General features: G+C 65.2%; 14 protein-coding genes. 7 read left to right on the top strand and 7 right to left on the bottom strand.

Annotated features, from left to right (window positions below; genetic code table 11):
• Nucleotides 1–53 precede the first annotated feature (53 nt).
• Together P2T57_RS18385 and P2T57_RS18380 are read left to right on the top strand one after the other, a co-directional pair.
• Entirely contained in the window at nucleotides 54–866 is an 813-nt protein-coding gene (locus tag P2T57_RS18385; protein WP_276302198.1) for a DUF7839 domain-containing protein, read from the top strand.
• Between the two features lie 248 nt (nucleotides 867–1114).
• Nucleotides 1115–3718: a heavy metal translocating P-type ATPase gene (locus P2T57_RS18380; RefSeq protein ID WP_276302197.1), complete on the top strand. Its 2604-nt coding sequence runs from the start codon at nucleotides 1115–1117 to the stop codon at nucleotides 3716–3718.
• Nucleotides 3719–3787: 69 nt separating this feature from the next.
• Here the strand turns inward: P2T57_RS18380 and P2T57_RS18375 are convergent, their stop codons facing one another.
• A complete protein-coding gene (locus P2T57_RS18375) occupies nucleotides 3788–3973 on the bottom strand; it encodes a hypothetical protein (protein ID WP_276302196.1) in 186 nt (61 codons plus the stop codon).
• Nucleotides 3974–4122: 149 nt separating this feature from the next.
• Here P2T57_RS18375 and P2T57_RS18370 point away from each other — a divergent pair, with 149 nt between their 5' ends.
• Nucleotides 4123–4257, top strand: a complete 135-nt coding sequence (locus P2T57_RS18370; RefSeq protein ID WP_276302195.1) for a hypothetical protein — start codon at nucleotides 4123–4125, stop codon at nucleotides 4255–4257.
• Nucleotides 4258–4529: 272 nt separating this feature from the next.
• A complete protein-coding gene (locus P2T57_RS18365) occupies nucleotides 4530–6638 on the top strand; it encodes an alpha/beta hydrolase family protein (protein ID WP_276302194.1) in 2109 nt (702 codons plus the stop codon).
• A 17-nt stretch (nucleotides 6639–6655) separates the two neighbouring features.
• Here the strand turns inward: P2T57_RS18365 and P2T57_RS18360 are convergent, their stop codons facing one another.
• The 4 genes from P2T57_RS18360 to P2T57_RS18345 all read right to left on the bottom strand — a co-directional run bounded on the left by P2T57_RS18360 (nucleotide 6656) and on the right by P2T57_RS18345 (nucleotide 9468).
• Entirely contained in the window at nucleotides 6656–6907 is a 252-nt protein-coding gene (locus tag P2T57_RS18360; protein ID WP_276302193.1) for a hypothetical protein, read from the bottom strand.
• 190 nt (nucleotides 6908–7097) lie between these two features.
• Entirely contained in the window at nucleotides 7098–7469 is a 372-nt protein-coding gene (locus tag P2T57_RS18355) for a HalOD1 output domain-containing protein (RefSeq protein ID WP_276302192.1), read from the bottom strand.
• A 160-nt stretch (nucleotides 7470–7629) separates the two neighbouring features.
• Nucleotides 7630–8403 (bottom strand): SDR family NAD(P)-dependent oxidoreductase, encoded by a 774-nt coding sequence (locus tag P2T57_RS18350; RefSeq protein WP_276302191.1) that lies wholly within the window; start codon nucleotides 8401–8403, stop codon nucleotides 7630–7632.
• Nucleotides 8404–8448: 45 nt separating this feature from the next.
• Nucleotides 8449–9468: a winged helix-turn-helix domain-containing protein gene (locus P2T57_RS18345; protein ID WP_276302190.1), complete on the bottom strand. Its 1020-nt coding sequence runs from the start codon at nucleotides 9466–9468 to the stop codon at nucleotides 8449–8451.
• A gap of 296 nt (nucleotides 9469–9764) precedes the next feature.
• Here P2T57_RS18345 and P2T57_RS18340 point away from each other — a divergent pair, with 296 nt between their 5' ends.
• Nucleotides 9765–11687: an ABC transporter ATP-binding protein gene (locus P2T57_RS18340; protein ID WP_276302189.1), complete on the top strand. Its 1923-nt coding sequence runs from the start codon at nucleotides 9765–9767 to the stop codon at nucleotides 11685–11687.
• A complete protein-coding gene (locus P2T57_RS18335) occupies nucleotides 11684–13540 on the top strand; it encodes an ABC transporter ATP-binding protein (protein WP_276302188.1) in 1857 nt (618 codons plus the stop codon). The genes P2T57_RS18340 and P2T57_RS18335 overlap by 4 nt, the downstream gene beginning before the upstream one ends.
• 78 nt (nucleotides 13541–13618) lie before the next feature.
• On the opposite strand, the gene P2T57_RS18330 is transcribed toward P2T57_RS18335, so the two are convergent.
• A complete protein-coding gene (locus P2T57_RS18330) occupies nucleotides 13619–14005 on the bottom strand; it encodes a hypothetical protein (RefSeq protein ID WP_276302187.1) in 387 nt (128 codons plus the stop codon).
• A 194-nt stretch (nucleotides 14006–14199) separates the two neighbouring features.
• Between P2T57_RS18330 and P2T57_RS18325 the strand changes: the two genes are divergently transcribed.
• Nucleotides 14200–15174, top strand: coding sequence for a Gfo/Idh/MocA family protein (locus tag P2T57_RS18325; RefSeq protein ID WP_276302186.1), 975 nt, complete (start codon nucleotides 14200–14202; stop codon nucleotides 15172–15174).
• Nucleotides 15175–15183: 9 nt separating this feature from the next.
• On the opposite strand, the gene P2T57_RS18320 is transcribed toward P2T57_RS18325, so the two are convergent.
• A complete protein-coding gene (locus tag P2T57_RS18320) occupies nucleotides 15184–15528 on the bottom strand; it encodes a DUF8048 family protein (RefSeq protein WP_276302185.1) in 345 nt (114 codons plus the stop codon).
• Between the last annotated feature and the right edge of the window lies 1 nt (nucleotide 15529).

Below are 15529 nucleotides of genomic sequence, written 5' to 3'. Positions count from 1 at the left end.
CCACGCCGGGAATAACGCAAAAATACTTGCAGTAGGGTGCCGAACCGCCGGGTATGTCGGAGCGACCGGACGGTGACGACGGAGCAGACGTACTTCGGAGCAAGCGAGACGCGACGCGGTACCAGATTCTGGCCGAAATCGCGGAGCGCCAACCCGCGGTCAGTCAGCGGGAAATCGCCGACGCCATCGGGGTCACGTCCCAAGCGGTCAGTGACTACCTCACGGACCTCGTAGACCAAGGATACGTCACGAAACACGGCCGAGGACGGTACGAAATCACCAAGGAGGGCGTCGATTGGCTGATGGGCCGGACCGACGAACTCCGCGCCTACGTCGAACACGTTTCGACCGACGTTATCGGCGAGGTGGAAGTCGAGACTGCAATCGCCACCGCCGACGTGTCGGCGGGCGACGCGGTGTCGCTCTCGATGCGAGGGGGGACGCTCCGCGCGACTCCCGGCCGGTCCGGAAGTACAACCGCGGTTGCGGTCACGGACGCCTCGGCAGGGACCGACGTGGGCGTCACCGACTTCGCGGGGGTCCTCGACTACGATTTGGGGTCCGTGACCGTGGTCTCGATTCCACCGGTCCGCGACGGGGGAAGCAGGGCGGTCGAATCCGACAAAATCGCCGACCTCGCGGCTTCTCACGACCTGTTGGCAGTCGCCGGGACGGAGGCGCTGTCCGCGGTCCGAGACGCCGGACTCGACCCGGACCTCCGCTTCGGGACGGTCGATGCAGTCCGTGAGGCGGCCGCGAAGGGCCTCGACGTGCTTCTGGTGGCCGTCTCCTCGGAACTCACCGCCCACACCGACGCGCTCCGGGACCAGAACGTCGGCTACGAAGTCATCGACGCGATGGAGTGAGACCAGTTCCCGCCGCTCCAGAGACAGTATTATGACCTCAAAGAAATATTATTCTTTCTTTACCACTGCTGTAGTTGTCTATAACATCATTTGAATCACCATCGTTTTACTCCCGAATCTACTTTGGAAACAAAATCTTCCACCCTAATTCCCGCCAGTCCAGAAAACAATTGCCCGAACTGACGCCGTATTTGTAAGGGGCAAATCGCATTAACGTGGGTCCCTTACTTTCTACCAAGGAGGAGACCATGGCGCGAACTACACACCTCGACATACGAGGCATGAGTTGCGCCAACTGCTCGGGGACCGTCGAAGACGCCCTGAGCGAGTTGGACGGCATCGAGTCGGCGAACGTCAACTTCGCCACGGACGAGGGAACCGTCGAGTACGATTCGGGCGAGGTCACGCTGGCCGAAATCTACGAGGCAATCGAGGACGCCGGCTACGAACCGGTCTCCGAGAAGGTCGCTATCGGCATCTCGGACATGACCTGCTCGAACTGTGCCGAGACCAACGAGGAGGCCCTCGAAGCCCTGCCGGGCGTCATCTCCGCGGATGTCAACTACGCCACCGACGAGGGGGCCGTGCGCTACAACCCCAACGACGTGGACCGCGAATCCTTCTACGACGCCATCGAGGGCGCGGGCTACTCGCCGGTCCGCGACGACGACGGCGAGTCCGACCAGTCCAGCGCCGACCGGCGCGACGCCGCCCGACAGGAGGAGATTCGCCACCAGCGAAATCTGACCATCTTCGGCGCGGTCCTCTCGACGCCGCTCATCTTCTTCATGCTCGAACACTACCTGTTCGACGGCCTGCTGGGCGAGGCCATCCTCGGCGTCCCGCTCGGCTGGATTATGTTCGGGCTGGCGACCCCGGTCCAGTACTTCCTCGGCAAGGAGTTCTACGAGAATTCCTACACCGCGGTCGTCAAGAACCGGACTGCGAACATGGACGTGCTGATTGCGCTCGGCTCCTCGACTGCGTATCTCTACAGCGTGGCCGTCCTCCTCGGGTTCACCGGGAGTCTCTACTTCGACACCGCCGCGCTCATCTTGGTGTTCATCACGCTCGGCAACTACCTCGAAGCCCGGTCGAAGGGCCAAGCGAGCGACGCGCTCCGAAAGCTCCTCGAGATGGAGGCCGACGAGGCCACCGTGATTCGGGACGGCGAGGAGCAGAAGATTCCCGTCGAGGACGTGGCAGTCGGCGACGTGATGGTGGTCCGCCCCGGCGAGAAGATTCCGACCGACGGCGAGGTCGTCGAGGGCGAGAGCGCAGTAGACGAGTCGATGGTCACGGGCGAGTCGGTTCCCGTCGAGAAGTCGCCCGGCGACGAGGTGGTGGGTGCGACCGTCAACGAGAACGGCGTCCTCCGGGTCGAGGCCACCAAAGTCGGCGCGGAGACCGCCCTCCAGCAAATCGTCCAGATGGTCAAGGAGGCCCAGAGCAGACAGCCGGAGATTCAGCAGGTCGCGGACCGAATCTCGGCGTACTTCGTCCCGGCGGTCATCACCAACGCCCTGCTCTGGGGCACGCTCTGGTTCCTGTTTCCCGAGGCGCTGGCCGGATTCGTCCAGTCACTTCCCCTCTGGGGCCTCGTCGCAGGTGGCCCCGAAATCGCTGGCGGCACCGTCTCGGTCTTCGAGTTCGCGGTAGTCGTGTTCGCCTCGGCGGTCCTCATCGCCTGTCCCTGCGCTCTGGGCCTCGCCACCCCTGCGGCGACGATGGTCGGAACCTCCATCGGCGCGCAGAACGGCGTGCTGTTCAAGGGCGGCGACATCCTCGAACGCGTCCGCGACGTGGACACCGTGGTCTTCGACAAGACCGGCACCCTAACCGAGGGCGAGATGCGCCTGACCGACGTGGTGGCACTCGGCCCCCGACCAGACGGCGGAAGCGGCGGCGAGACTGCCGCGGACGGCGGTGCAGTCGAGGAACCCTCGGGCGAATCCGAGATGGACGAGGAGTTCGTCCTCTCGGCCGCCGCGAGCGCCGAGAAGGGGAGCGAGCATCCCCTCGCGCAGGCTATCGTCGAAGGCGCGAGAGAGCGCGGCCTCGACGTCGAAAATCCCGAGAGCTTCGAGAACGTCCCCGGCCACGGCGTCCGGGCGACGACCTCTCACGGCGAGGTGCTGGTCGGCAACCGAAAGCTGATGCGGGACAACGGCGTGGACATCTCGCGCGCCGAGGAGCCGATGGAACGCCTCGAACGCGAGGGTAAGACGGCCATGCTCATCGCAATCGATGGCGAACTCGCTGGCGTCGTCGCAGACGCTGATACCGTGAAGGAGAGCGCCAAGCAGGCCGTCTCGGCCCTCCGGAATCGGGGGACCGAGGTCATGATGATTACCGGCGACAACGAGCGGACCGCCCGCGCCGTCGCCGAGCAGGTCGGCATCGACCCCGAGAACGTCCGGGCCGAGGTTCTGCCCGAGGACAAGGCCGATGCCGTCGAGTCCATCCAGTCCGAGGGCCGGAACGCGATGATGGTCGGCGACGGGGTGAACGACGCCCCCGCGCTGGCCTCGGCGTTCGTCGGCGCGGCGATTGGCTCGGGGACCGACGTGGCCATCGAGGCCGCCGACGTGACCCTGATGCGCGACGACCCCGCCGACGTGCTGAAGGCCATCCGGGTCTCGGAGGGGACGCTGGCGAAAATCAAGCAGAACCTGTTCTGGGCGCTGGGCTACAACACCGCGATGATTCCGCTGGCGAGTCTGGGTCTGCTCCAGCCAGTTCTGGCCGCGGGCGCGATGGCGTTCTCCAGCGTGAGCGTCCTGACCAACAGCCTGCTATTCCGGCGATACACGCCGGACCACGACTACGAACTACTGGGTTTCCTGCGCTGAGACCCGGTACGGAGTCTTTTCGGCGGAAACGTTGTCACCGACTGTTCTCGACCCGTCTGCGAGCGTCGGTCAGTACTCCATCGCTCGCTTGACCCCCTCGTAGGCGACGCCGCTCTCGACCAGCAACAGCAGTGCCGCCAGCGCGACGGTCGTCTCGGTGACGCGGAGCCATTCGAGCGACCGGACGGCCCACGCGACCAGCAATACCGTGAGCATGAGATACACCAGCGTCGGGACTAGTGCCGCTTCGTCCATACTACCCACCGCCGGGAATTTATCGGCGCGAGCGGTAAAAAAGTGACTTCCGTTCGGCGACGCGGCGGTTTTACCACCGAGATGGGGCCTTCGACCGCGCCCCATCCGAGACAGAAATATTGACTACTCTGCCGGTCGAAGGCCTCCCCATGACCCTCCCGCTTCACGCCGGCCACTCCGGAATCGAACCCGAACCTATCTTCGTCGGCCTGCTGGCCGGCGTGGCCATCTGGTATCTGATTCGGTTGGCGGCCCGCTCGGACGCCCGCGGTCGGAACGGGTGAGTCAGTTCGGGTGCGTCGGTTCGGGTGCGTGAGTGCGTCTGCGCGTCCTCATCGTCTCATTCAAACAACAATTTTGTTGTCTTAAAAATCAAGAATATTCCTCAAGTAATTGTGTGCCTGTCTAACTCATCGCTTGGTGAAGAAACACACGAACACCAAAGCGACGGAACGCACGACGAGGCCCAACCCCAGTAGCGAACTTCCGAGACCGATAGCACTCCCGCTTTGCCCGTGCCCACACGCTCAAGACGCCGGCCCCCGACGCTTCCGGCATGACCGACTCGCTCGAACTGGCGGATTTCTACGACCTGACGCTCGTGACCGACCTCGCCGTCTCGCCCGACGGGGAGCGCGTCGCCTTCGTCGCCGACGAGTTCGACCGCGAGGAGAACGAGCGAAAGCAGTCGCTGTTCGTCGCCCCGACCGACGGGACCAGCGACCCCCACCGACTCTCGCGGGCCTCCGACGCCACCGCTCCGGCGTGGTCGCCCGACGGGTCGAAACTCGCCTTCGCCGCGGCGCGGGAGACCGACACCGAAATCGAGGTCTCCCGCGGCGACGAGCAGGAGAGCGACGACGGCGAACAGGACGACGGCGAGGCCGACGAGGAGTCAGACCAGAACGGAGGCGACGACCCCGAGACCCAAATCTGGGCGTTCGACCTCGAAATCGGTGGGGACGCCCGCCAACTCACCGATTTCGAGGAGGGCGCGCGAGGCTTCGACTGGGGACCGGAAGGCGAGCGCCTCGCGGTTTCAGCGCGGGACCCGACCGACGACGAGCGTGAGTACCTCGAACAGCGCCGCGACGACGGCCCAATCGAGACCGAGCGCCTCCAGCACAAGTTCGACGGGCAGGGATGGCTCGATTCGGTCACGACCTACCTGTTCGTCGTGGACTACGAGACCCGCGAAATCGACCGCCTCGACGACGCCTACGGCGGCGGGGCCAGAGAACCGGCGGCCGGACTCCAACCGGCGTGGTCGCCCGCCGGGACCGGGGAGTCCGACGACGGGCGAATCGCCTTCCTCTCGAACCGGACCGAGCGCCCCGACGACAACTACGTGCTGGACCTCTACACCATCGCGCCGGATGGCTCTGGCCTCCGGAAAGTGACCGACTCTGAACTCACCGCGGGTCGTCCTCGGTGGCATCCCTCGGGCGACCGACTCGCGTTCGTCGGCGGGAACCCGGAGAACTGGTATGCGCCCTCGGAGGTCTACGTCGCCGACGCCGGGGGTTCGGCGGACGCCGAGGAGAGCGGTTTCGAGTCGTGGTCGGCCGACTTGGACCGGACCGTGGCCAGATATGGGGACCTCGGGTGGGACGGCGACGACCTCCTCGCGCCAATCGGCGACGAGGGCCTGACCCGACTGGTGCGCCTCGGCGAGGAGGCCGACCCCGAGCGAACCTTCGGCGCGCAGGGCCGAGACCGGACTCTCGAAGGGTTCGACCTGCGAGGCGACACCGCAGTCGTCGCGCTCGCCGACCCCGAGGACGGCACTGACCTCCACGCCATCCCGACAGACGAACTGGATGAAGGTGGGGAAATCACCCGACTCACCGCGCTCAACGACGACCTCATCAGCGAGCGCCACACCCCCGACTTCCGGCGTCTCACCTTCGAGTCCGACGGGCAGGAAATCGAGGCCATCGCGTACTTCCCCTCGGACTTCGACCCCGACAACCCCGACCCCAAGCCCCTCGTGGCCTCGATTCACGGCGGTCCCATCTCCTACGACGCGCCGACGTTCTCCTTCGAACACGCCTACCTGACCGGGCAGGGCTACGTCGTCCTCCGGGTCAACTACCGGGGTAGCTCCTCGTATGGCCGAGCGTTCAGCGAACAGATTCGCGGCGAGTGGGGACCGAGAGAGCGCGACGACGTGCTTGCCGGCGTCGAGGAGGCCGTCTCCCGCGGGTGGGCCGACGACAATCGGTGTTTCGCCACCGGGTTCTCCTACGGCGGGATGACCACGGGCTACCTCGTCACCGAGTCCGACCGGTTCGCCGCCGGCGCGGCCGAACACGGCATCTACGACTTCCGGTCGGCCTACGGCACCGACGACAGCCACGTCTGGTGGGAGAACGACTTCGGCCTCCCGTGGGAGAACCCGGAAGGCTACGAGAAGTCGTCGAGCATCACGGATGTCGGCGAAATCGAGACGCCCCTCCTCGTCACCGCGGGCGGCGAGGACTGGCGGTGCCCGCCCTCCCAGAGCGAGCAACTCTACGTCAGCGTCAAGAAACAGGGCGTGCCCGCCAGACTCGTCGTCTACCCTGACGAGCATCACAACGTCGGCGACCCGGACCGGGCGGTCCACCGCCTCCGAGAACTGACCGACTGGTTCGACCGATTCGACCCACGGACCGAGGAGTGAGCGGGTCGATGGCCGGGTTACTCCTCGGCGTAGAGTTCCCGCTGGAGTCGTCGCCGGTAGAACTCCACGAGGTGATACCGCGTCACTAACACCGCGGCAATCGCCATGACGACCGCGAACGCGCCGGTCCGGGTTATCGCCACCCCGTGGACGTAGCCGTTCAACACCTGCGCGAACCCCAGTAAGACGGGGACGACGCTGGCGAGGGTCGTCCTGACGGGCAGTTCCCGGTACATTTCCCAAAACGAAATCTCGTCCGTGACGGCCATTCGGTAATCGCTCCTTGCCTCACCCTGCGGCTATCACCTGATTACCTTTTCGCATCCGTAATCGGACTTTTCCTCACGGTCGGACCCTCTCGGGCGATACGTTATCGCTGTCAACCCCCGAATTAACGTAGAAACGTCACTGTAGAATTAGGACGACCGAGTTCGGTGGAGTGTGGGTCTCCACCCGGAGTTAGGCCGACTGAACTGCTGACACGGCGGATTCCCTGTCGTTTTCGGGTTCGTAGATGACGTGTTCACCGTCGGCCCGGACCTCGACCCGGCATCCGTGAAGTTCGAAGACGACCCGGCCGACCGAGGCCCGTCCGGCGGTTCCGGGGTCGCCCGAATCACGCCCGGCGAACAGTCGGTTCAAGGCGTCTGGGTCCACGACGTCGTACAGTACGCAGTCGTCGGCCAACAGGTCACAGTCGGCGACTTCGGTGACTGCTCTGACGACGGTAGTACTCGTGTCCCAATCGTTCGATACGACCCGATATGCCGCGCGTCCGTCTCGGTCGAGCGACGGCGCACGCTCTGTGAGGCTCTCCATATCCCGGTTCATGGTTGAGTTGCGCTCCGACTCCGCTTCGTCGTATCACTTTAAGGACATAGGAGTATAAAAAATTCACGGTGAAATCGGGGTGAACAGAGTGTTATAACCGAATAATCGGAATCGGTTGAAAAGTTGTAGCTTCTAAACGGATACTGAAACTATCCGAAAATCATTCCCTACCGTAGTCCGGCAGGGTGTCGTCCTGCATGACCGCGGTCCGACCGCCGTCCACTACCAGACTCGTCCCGGTCACGAATCCGGCGTCGTCGCTGGCGAGGAAGGCCACCGCGCCCGCCACGTCCTCGGGGTCGCCGATACGCCCGGCGGGGTGGATGGATTCGAGGTGGTCGCGCTCGTCCGCCGAGAGGTTCTGCTCGGTGCGCTCGACGGCGACCCACCCCGGATTCACGGTGTTGACCCGAATCTCGGGTCCCAAGTCGAGCGCCATCGCGCGGGTCATCCCGTCGATACCGGCCTTGACGGCATTGTACGGGAACATCTCGGGCATGGTGAGTCTGGCGTGGTTCGAGGAGACGTTGACGATGGCTCCCGACTCCATGTACTCGACGGCGTGCTTGGCCGTCAGCCAGTAGGCCCGGAAGTCGGTTTCGAGGACCAAATTCCAGTCGTCCATCGTCGCCTCCGTGACCGAGGTGTTGGTCTCGACGCCCGCGTTGTTGACCAGCACGTCGATACCGCCGAACTCGTCGGCGGTGGCCTCGACCAGCGCAGAGATGTCGTCTGGGTCGCGCATGTCGGCCTGCACGAAGACGGCCTCGCCGCCCGACTCCCGGATTCGCTCTGCGGTCTGCTGGCCGTCGTCCTCGGTCCGACCGGTCACCACGACTGGGGCACCCTCGCTGGCGAATCGCTCGGCGATTCCCTGTCCGATGCCGCGGGTCGAACCGGTGACGAGGACGGTCCGGCCTTCGAATCGGTTCATGGCCCGACTCTCGGGCGCAGTCTGCTTCAGTTCTGCGCTCGGCGGTCAGTCCTGCCGACTTCTGCGTTCCACCTGTCCGACCGTCGCGTCGGGTTCGACCACCGCGCGGACCTCCTCGCCGTCGTGGCCGAACCGGACTTCCATCCGAGGAGGCTCCTCGGAGAGAATCTCCACGTCGCAGGCGTCGAGTTCGCCCCACATCTGGGTCGGATGGCGGGCCGACACGTCGAAGCCGTGTTCGGCGAAAAAGCCCTGCGCGACGGGGTGGAAGGTCGCAAGCGTCTCGGCGGCCGAACTGGCGACCGTCCCGCACCGCTGGCAGGTGAACTGCAGGAGGGACGTTTCGGGGTTCCGTTCGGTCCCGCCGGGCAGGCGGACGAACTCGCCGTCCATCCGGCCGGCGCAGACGCCGCAGAAGCCGTGGAACAGGCGAGTCATGAGGTGGTGGTACCAGCGAGCGAACGCGCCGGGCAACTCGTCGCGGTCGAACTGGTCTACGGTGCCCGGCGGGAAGGAGAATTTGGCTCCCTCGTCGCAGGCCGAACACCAGAAGTGAGCGCGCTCGTCGGCGTACCCCACCACCATTTCTCCACTGCAGAGCAGACAGTCCCACCCGGCCGAGATGGGTTCGACGGCGGCGTCGGTGGTGTAGGTTCCGGCGTACATCGCCCCGACGATTTGCTGTCCGGCGCGGGTCAACTCGTAGCCAGCGCCGTCGCGTCCGCCACCGCTTTCGCCGGTGTCGGCGTCGCCGTCGCTCCCGTCGCCCACCTTGCGGACGAACGCCCCGACCAATCGGTCGAGGTGGTAGTTGAAGTTCCCGCTGTCGGCGATGTCCACCCGGTCGTGGAGTTCCGAGAATCCGAGCGTCTCGCGCGGGTCGTCGCCCAGCGCCCGGAGGATTTCGACCCGGACCTCGTTGGCGAGCAACTCGAAAGTCTCGTCCGGCGACCGGCGTTCGACCCGCCGGTCGGTTCCGTCGCTTCTCCGGTCGGCCTCGTCGTCCTTCCGACCGGTTTCGGGGTCGCTCGGCCCGGCCTCCTCGGCCGATGCGCCGTCGGTCATGTGTTCGCTGTCGTCGCCGCCCGGCATTGGTGTTTTGATGTGGTCGGGAGCGACGGTCCGGAGCTATGCGGTCCAGCGATGTGGTCGGGAGAGACCATCCAGCGGCCTACCGGTGTGGTCGTCCGGTCGAATAAATCTGGCTTAAAGAAACAATATTATATCTTAAAAGATTGAAAATGTGTCTAAGAGTTCCTTCGACCCTGCCACGCCGAGCCGACGCGGGGGTAGTGTCAGAAAATTTGCAGTAGCGCGTTGCAGATTAGACTTATGCGGCTTTCGCGCCTGCAACTCGAACGATGACCGACGCGGACGCGACTCGAACCGACCCGAACGAAGACGCTTCTCCGCCGATTCGCTACCTCCTCCGGCGGTTCGCCGGCGCTCGCTGGCGGACCTTCGCCGGGGCGCTCGGCCTGCTCTTGGTCGGCCTGTTCCTCCAGCGCGTTCCGGCGCTGTTCATCGGTGTGGCGCTCGACGCGCTTCTCCTCGACAGTCGGGCCTACGTCCTCCCGCTGGTTCCCACCGACTGGATTCCGGCGTCGCTGACCGGGCAGGCCGCCCTGACCGTCTCGGTCCTCGCCGTCGCCATCGTCGCCGAGAGCGGTGCGAAGTGGTACGGCCGACTCGTCTACGAGACGGCCAGCCTTCGGACCCTCCACGAGATTCGGACCGCGGCCTACGAGGCTGGGACCGCGCTCTCGATGGATTTCTACGACGCCGAGGAGACCGGCGACGTGCTGAGCGTCCTCAACGACGACGTGGACAACCTCGGAGACCTCTTTTCGGGGGTCCGCGACGGTCTCGTCTACGGCGGCGAAATCCTCACCGCCTTCGCCTTCATGTTGCTTTTGAACTGGAACCTCGCGCTCGTCCTCGCTCCGCTCCCGGTCCTCATCGCGGCGACTGGCCGAGTCTACGCCCGACTGCTGGAACCCCGCCACGACGAGATTCGGGCGAGCGTCGGCACCGTGAACGGTCGCCTGCGGGACGCTATCGAGGGTCTGAGTACCGTCAAGGCGTTCACCCGCGAGGACCGAGAGCGAGAGCGCGTGGCCGAGGCCTCCGCCGAGTACAAGTCCGCGGCGTGGTCCGCGCTCCGCCTGCGCGCCGTCTACAACCGCGTCTCGTGGGTCCTCGCGGCGGTCGGCATCTGGGGCCTGTTCGCGCTCGGTTCCTACTGGATTCTCGCGGGACCGCCGGTGTTTTTCACGCGGGAACTCTCGGCCGGGACGCTTCTGACGTTCGTCCTCTACACCTTCTCGTTCTTGGACCCGACGCGCCGCCTCGCGGTGGACGTTATCGACCAGTTCGAGAGCGCCCGAGCGTCGAGCAAGCGGGTCGTCGCGCTCCTCCGGAGCGACCGGCGACTCCCGGAACCCGACGACGCGCCGGACCTGCGCGTCACCGAGGGCCGGGTCGAGTACGACGGCGTCTCCTTCTCGTACCCCGCACAGTCACCCGGCGACGCGCCCGACGAGACAGCAGACGACTCGACACTCGAAGACGTGTCGTTCACGGCCGAGGCCGGCGAGTTCGTCGGCGTCGTCGGGCCGACCGGCGCGGGGAAATCCACGCTCGTCAAACTCGTCTTTCGGTTCTACGACCCCGACTCCGGGACCGTCCGCATCGATGGGCAGGACATCGCCGGGGTGAGCGTCGAGAGCCTCAGAAAGCACGTCGGTTACGTGAGCCAAGACCCCTTCCTCTTTCACGGGTCGGTCCGGGAGAACGTCGCCTACGCGAACCCCGAGGCCTCCGAGCAAGCGGTCGTCACCGCCGCCAAACGGGCCGGTGCCCACGAGTTCGTCGCCGACTTGCCGGAGGGCTACGAGACCCAAATCGGCGAGCGCGGCGCGACCCTCTCTGGCGGCCAGCGCCAGCGCCTCGCCATCGCTCGGGCGCTGGTCGGGGACCCGCCGGTGCTGGTACTGGACGAGGCCACCAGCCACGTGGACAACGAAACCGAGGTCGAAATCCAGCGGCGTCTCCTCGAACTGTCGGGCGACCGAACCGTCTTCGCCATCGCCCACCGACTCTCGACGGTCCGGGACGCCGACCGGTTGCTGGTGCTGGACGACGGGGCGGTCGTGGAGTCGGGCACCCACGACGAACTCCTCGGGGCAGGCGGGACGTATGCGAAACTCTGGCGCATCCAGACCGGCGAAATCGCCGCCGGCGACGAGCGGTCTCGTCCCTCCGAAACGGGGGTGACGCGATGACCGACGAGACCCTCGGGGACCTGTCCGACCGACAGTATCCCCTCCTCGCGCTGGTCCGGCGACACGGCCGGTCCGACGCCCACTATCTGGCGGTCGCGGTGGTCTGCGAAGTCGTCTCGACCTTCCTGAGCTTCGCAGACGTGTTCCTCATCGGTCTCGGCATCGACGCGCTGTTCAACGGCGAACCGTTCGCGGTTCCATTCCTGCCCCAGTCGTGGATTCCGACCGCGCCGCTCGACCTGCTGGCGTTTATTACCGGCCTGCTGGTCGGCCTGAACCTGCTGACGAACCTGCTGGCGTTCGTCTCGGAGTACAGTTTCGCCGTCTTCACCCAGCGACTCCTCCACGCGGTCCGCGTCGGCGAGTTCGACGCTGTCCAGCGACTCGACTTGGGATTCTTCGACGGGAGTCGGACCGGCAACGTCATCAGCGTGCTGAACGACGACGTGAACACCCTCGACACGTTCTTCAACGTCATCGTCGGCGCTGGCCTCTGGATTACCGTCACGCTGGTCAGCGCGCTGGTCTACATGACTGCCCTGAACTGGCAACTCGCAGTCGTGGTCCTGCTGTCGGCCCCCGTCATCGCCGGCCTCAACCTGTGGTTCTCCGGGAAACTCGAACCGCTCAAGGACGCGGTGCGCGAGGAGCGCGGCGCGCTGAACGCCCGCCTCGAAACCAACATCAGCGGTATCGACGTTATCAAGTCGTTCACCGCCGAGGACTACGAGCGCAATCGAGTCGCGTCGTCGTCGCTCGACGCCTTCCGGGCGCGACTGGCGAGTCGCCGGACCTCGGTTCGCCAGCCGCCGCTGAATCGACTCGTCGCCGGGGCGTGGTTGCTCCTGACGCTCGCGCTCGGCATCTACTGGATTACGGTCGAACCGCCGCTGTTCTTCTCGGGGACGCTGACCGCCGGGCAACTCGTGCCCTTCCTCTTTTACATGGAACGGCTCACGCTCCCGCTGAAGAACCTGAGTGACGTGGTGAACCACTACAAGTCCTCGAAGGCCGCCGCCAAGCGAATCGACGGTCTGACGAACGCGGGCCGGAATCTCGGCGCAGGCACCGGGACCGCTTCGGACGCCGACCTCGCACTCGACGCCGCTGGTGTCGAATTCGAGGACGTCGAATTCGGCTACCCCGACAGCGAGCGCCGGGTCTTCGACGGTCTCGACTTCGACGTCGAACCGGGCGAGACGGTCGGCCTCGTGGGTTCGACTGGTGCCGGGAAATCGACCCTCGTGAAGCTCCTCGTGCGATTCTACGACGTGAACTCGGGTGCGGTCCGGGTGGACGGGCGGGACGTGCGGGAGGTTTCGACCGAGAGCCTTCGGGAGGCCGTCGGCTACGTGAACCAAGAGGCCTTCCTGTTCGACGGGACGGTCCGCGAGAACATCGCCTACGGAGCGCCCGAGGCCTCAGACGAGCGAATCGAGGAGGCCGCCAGAACCGCGGGTGCCCACCAGTTCGTCACCGACCTGCCCGAGGGCTACGACACTCGGGTCGGCGAGCGCGGCACCAACCTCTCGGGCGGTCAGCGCCAGCGACTCGCCATCGCGCGGGCAGTCGTCGGCGACCCGCCGATGCTGGTGCTGGACGAGGCCACCAGCCACGTTGACAACGAGACCGAACTGGTCGTGCAGGAGCATCTGGACGAACTGACCGCCGACCGGACGACGTTCGTGGTCGCCCATCGGCTCTCGACGGTCCGGGACGCCGACCGGATTCTGGTGCTTGACGACGGCGAGATTGTCGAGCGCGGGACCCACGAAGAGCTTCTGGCACGGGACGGCCGGTACGCGACCCTCTGGCGGATTCAAGTCGGGGAGGTCGAGGAGGTTCAGGTGTGAGGGTGATGAGATGGTTCGGGTGTGAGGGATGGGAGTCAAGTCGAGACGAGAAGCCGTGTCGGGTCTGAGCGGACGAACCTACCGCACTTCGACCCGGTCGCGGTGAATCTGAACGACCCGCGAGCAATGGTCGGAAATCTCTGTTGCGAAGCGATGCCCGTTCGGGCAGAAGGTGTTGGGCACCTTTCCCCTGAGTCCGCAACAGCCGAAGAAGTCGGTGTACTCCTCGATTGGGACGGCCTCCATCCGGTCCATCGTGAGAACGTCAGTCGGATGCAGTAGATAATCGCCCCCGACGCCGGGATAGATGTGGCTCTCTGCTCCGACCACGTAGAACCCCTCGGGAAGGTACTCCCGTCGGCCCTCGCCGGAGTAGCCGTCTTCGCAGAGCCGAGTCTCGTCTTCGAGGAGGGCTACCTCCTCGGAGACCCGAGCGCCGCAGGTCGCACACTCGAAAGACACCATCTGCCGGACGAACGAACAGTCGGGATATAGACTCACCGATAGTGTTTCTCGGATGTCAAATGAAGAAAAACCTGTCCAAAAGAATCAAAATTACTTCTTAAATATATTCAAATTTATGTATCGGCCTCCGATTTGCTCCGTTTCTCCACGGCCAACCCGCCACCTACAAATACCGACCGCCAATCTCTCAAAGCATGTACGACGCGGGCATCGTCGGTTGTGGGGTCATCGGGAATCGACTCGCCGAAGCGTTCGCCGATCACGAGGACACCGCCGTCAGCGCGGCGTGCGACGTGGACGAGACCAAACTCCGCGACTTCGCCGACGAGTACGACTGCGAGGCCTACACCGACTACCGCGAACTCGTCCGGGACGAGAGTATCGACATCGTGTACGTCGGGGTTCCGCCAAAGCACCACCACGAAATCGCTACCACGGCGCTCGACGCTGGCAAGCACGTCCTCTGCGAGAAGCCCATCGCCGAGGACGCCGAGCGCGGCCGGGAGATGATTGAAGCGGCCCAGTCCAGCGACCTGACGACGGCTATCAACCTGCCCTTCCGCTACACGCCGGGGTTCGTGGAGATGCGCGAGCGAATCGCCGACGGCGACATCGGCGACCCCAAGCGCGTCACCCTCAATTTCCGATTCCCGCGGTGGCCCCGCGAGTGGCAGGACGTGGATTGGCTCGAATCCCGCGAGCAGGGCGGGCCGCTTCGGGAGGTCGGCACCCACTTCCTGTTCGGCGTGCAGGAGCTTTTCGGCCCCATCGAGGAGGTCAGCGCGAACGTCACCTATCGCGGTCCCGGAAAATACGAGGAGTCCGTCGCCGGTCACTTCTCTGTCGGCGGTGACGATGCAATCAACGGCACCATCGACCTCGTGACCGACCACGAGCAATCCGAGGAGAACTCGATTACGGTCCTCGGGTCGGAATCGAAACTCTCGCTTCTGGACTGGTACCGACTGGTCGAGAACCGCGGCGAGGACGCCGAGGCGGTCCTGAACGACACTCGAGGCCAGACCACCCTGACGCTCGTGGACGAGTTCGTCGCAGAATTGGACGGCGAGGGCGGGGATTTGGTCTCCTTCTCCGAGGCGAATCGAGTTCAGTGCGTGCTGGACGCGATTTTCGCCTCCAAGGGGGAGACGACCGCAGTCTCGGAGTAAGCCGAGTTCTCACTCCTTCGTCAGAATCATCGGTTCGTCGTTCCCGTGGTCCGCTTCCTCTCCGACGCTCGCCGCGAACTGCTCGGCGTGAATCTCCTTCAATCGCGCCAGTTCGTCGTCGCTCAGGCCCATTCGCTCGCCGAACTCGTCCCAGACGTGGCCCCGGACCGAGAGGTAGTAGGCCTCGTCGGTCTGGGTCACGAGTGGGTCCCGGTGGAACTGGGTCCGGTACTCGTAGACCAGTCCATCGACGCCCGTGCCCTCCCAGTCCCGGACCGCCCGCTGGTGGCGCTCCGCGAGGTCCCGGTCGGTCTCGTCCTCGACGTTCGGAAACGCGGCGAGTGGGTCCGCCATC

It is taken from the genome of Halorussus lipolyticus (assembly GCF_029338375.1).
Taxonomy (GTDB): domain Archaea; phylum Halobacteriota; class Halobacteria; order Halobacteriales; family Haladaptataceae; genus Halorussus; species Halorussus lipolyticus.
The sequence above is the reverse complement of the archived record's forward strand: the minus strand, read 5'-3'. Positions and strand labels throughout refer to the sequence as shown.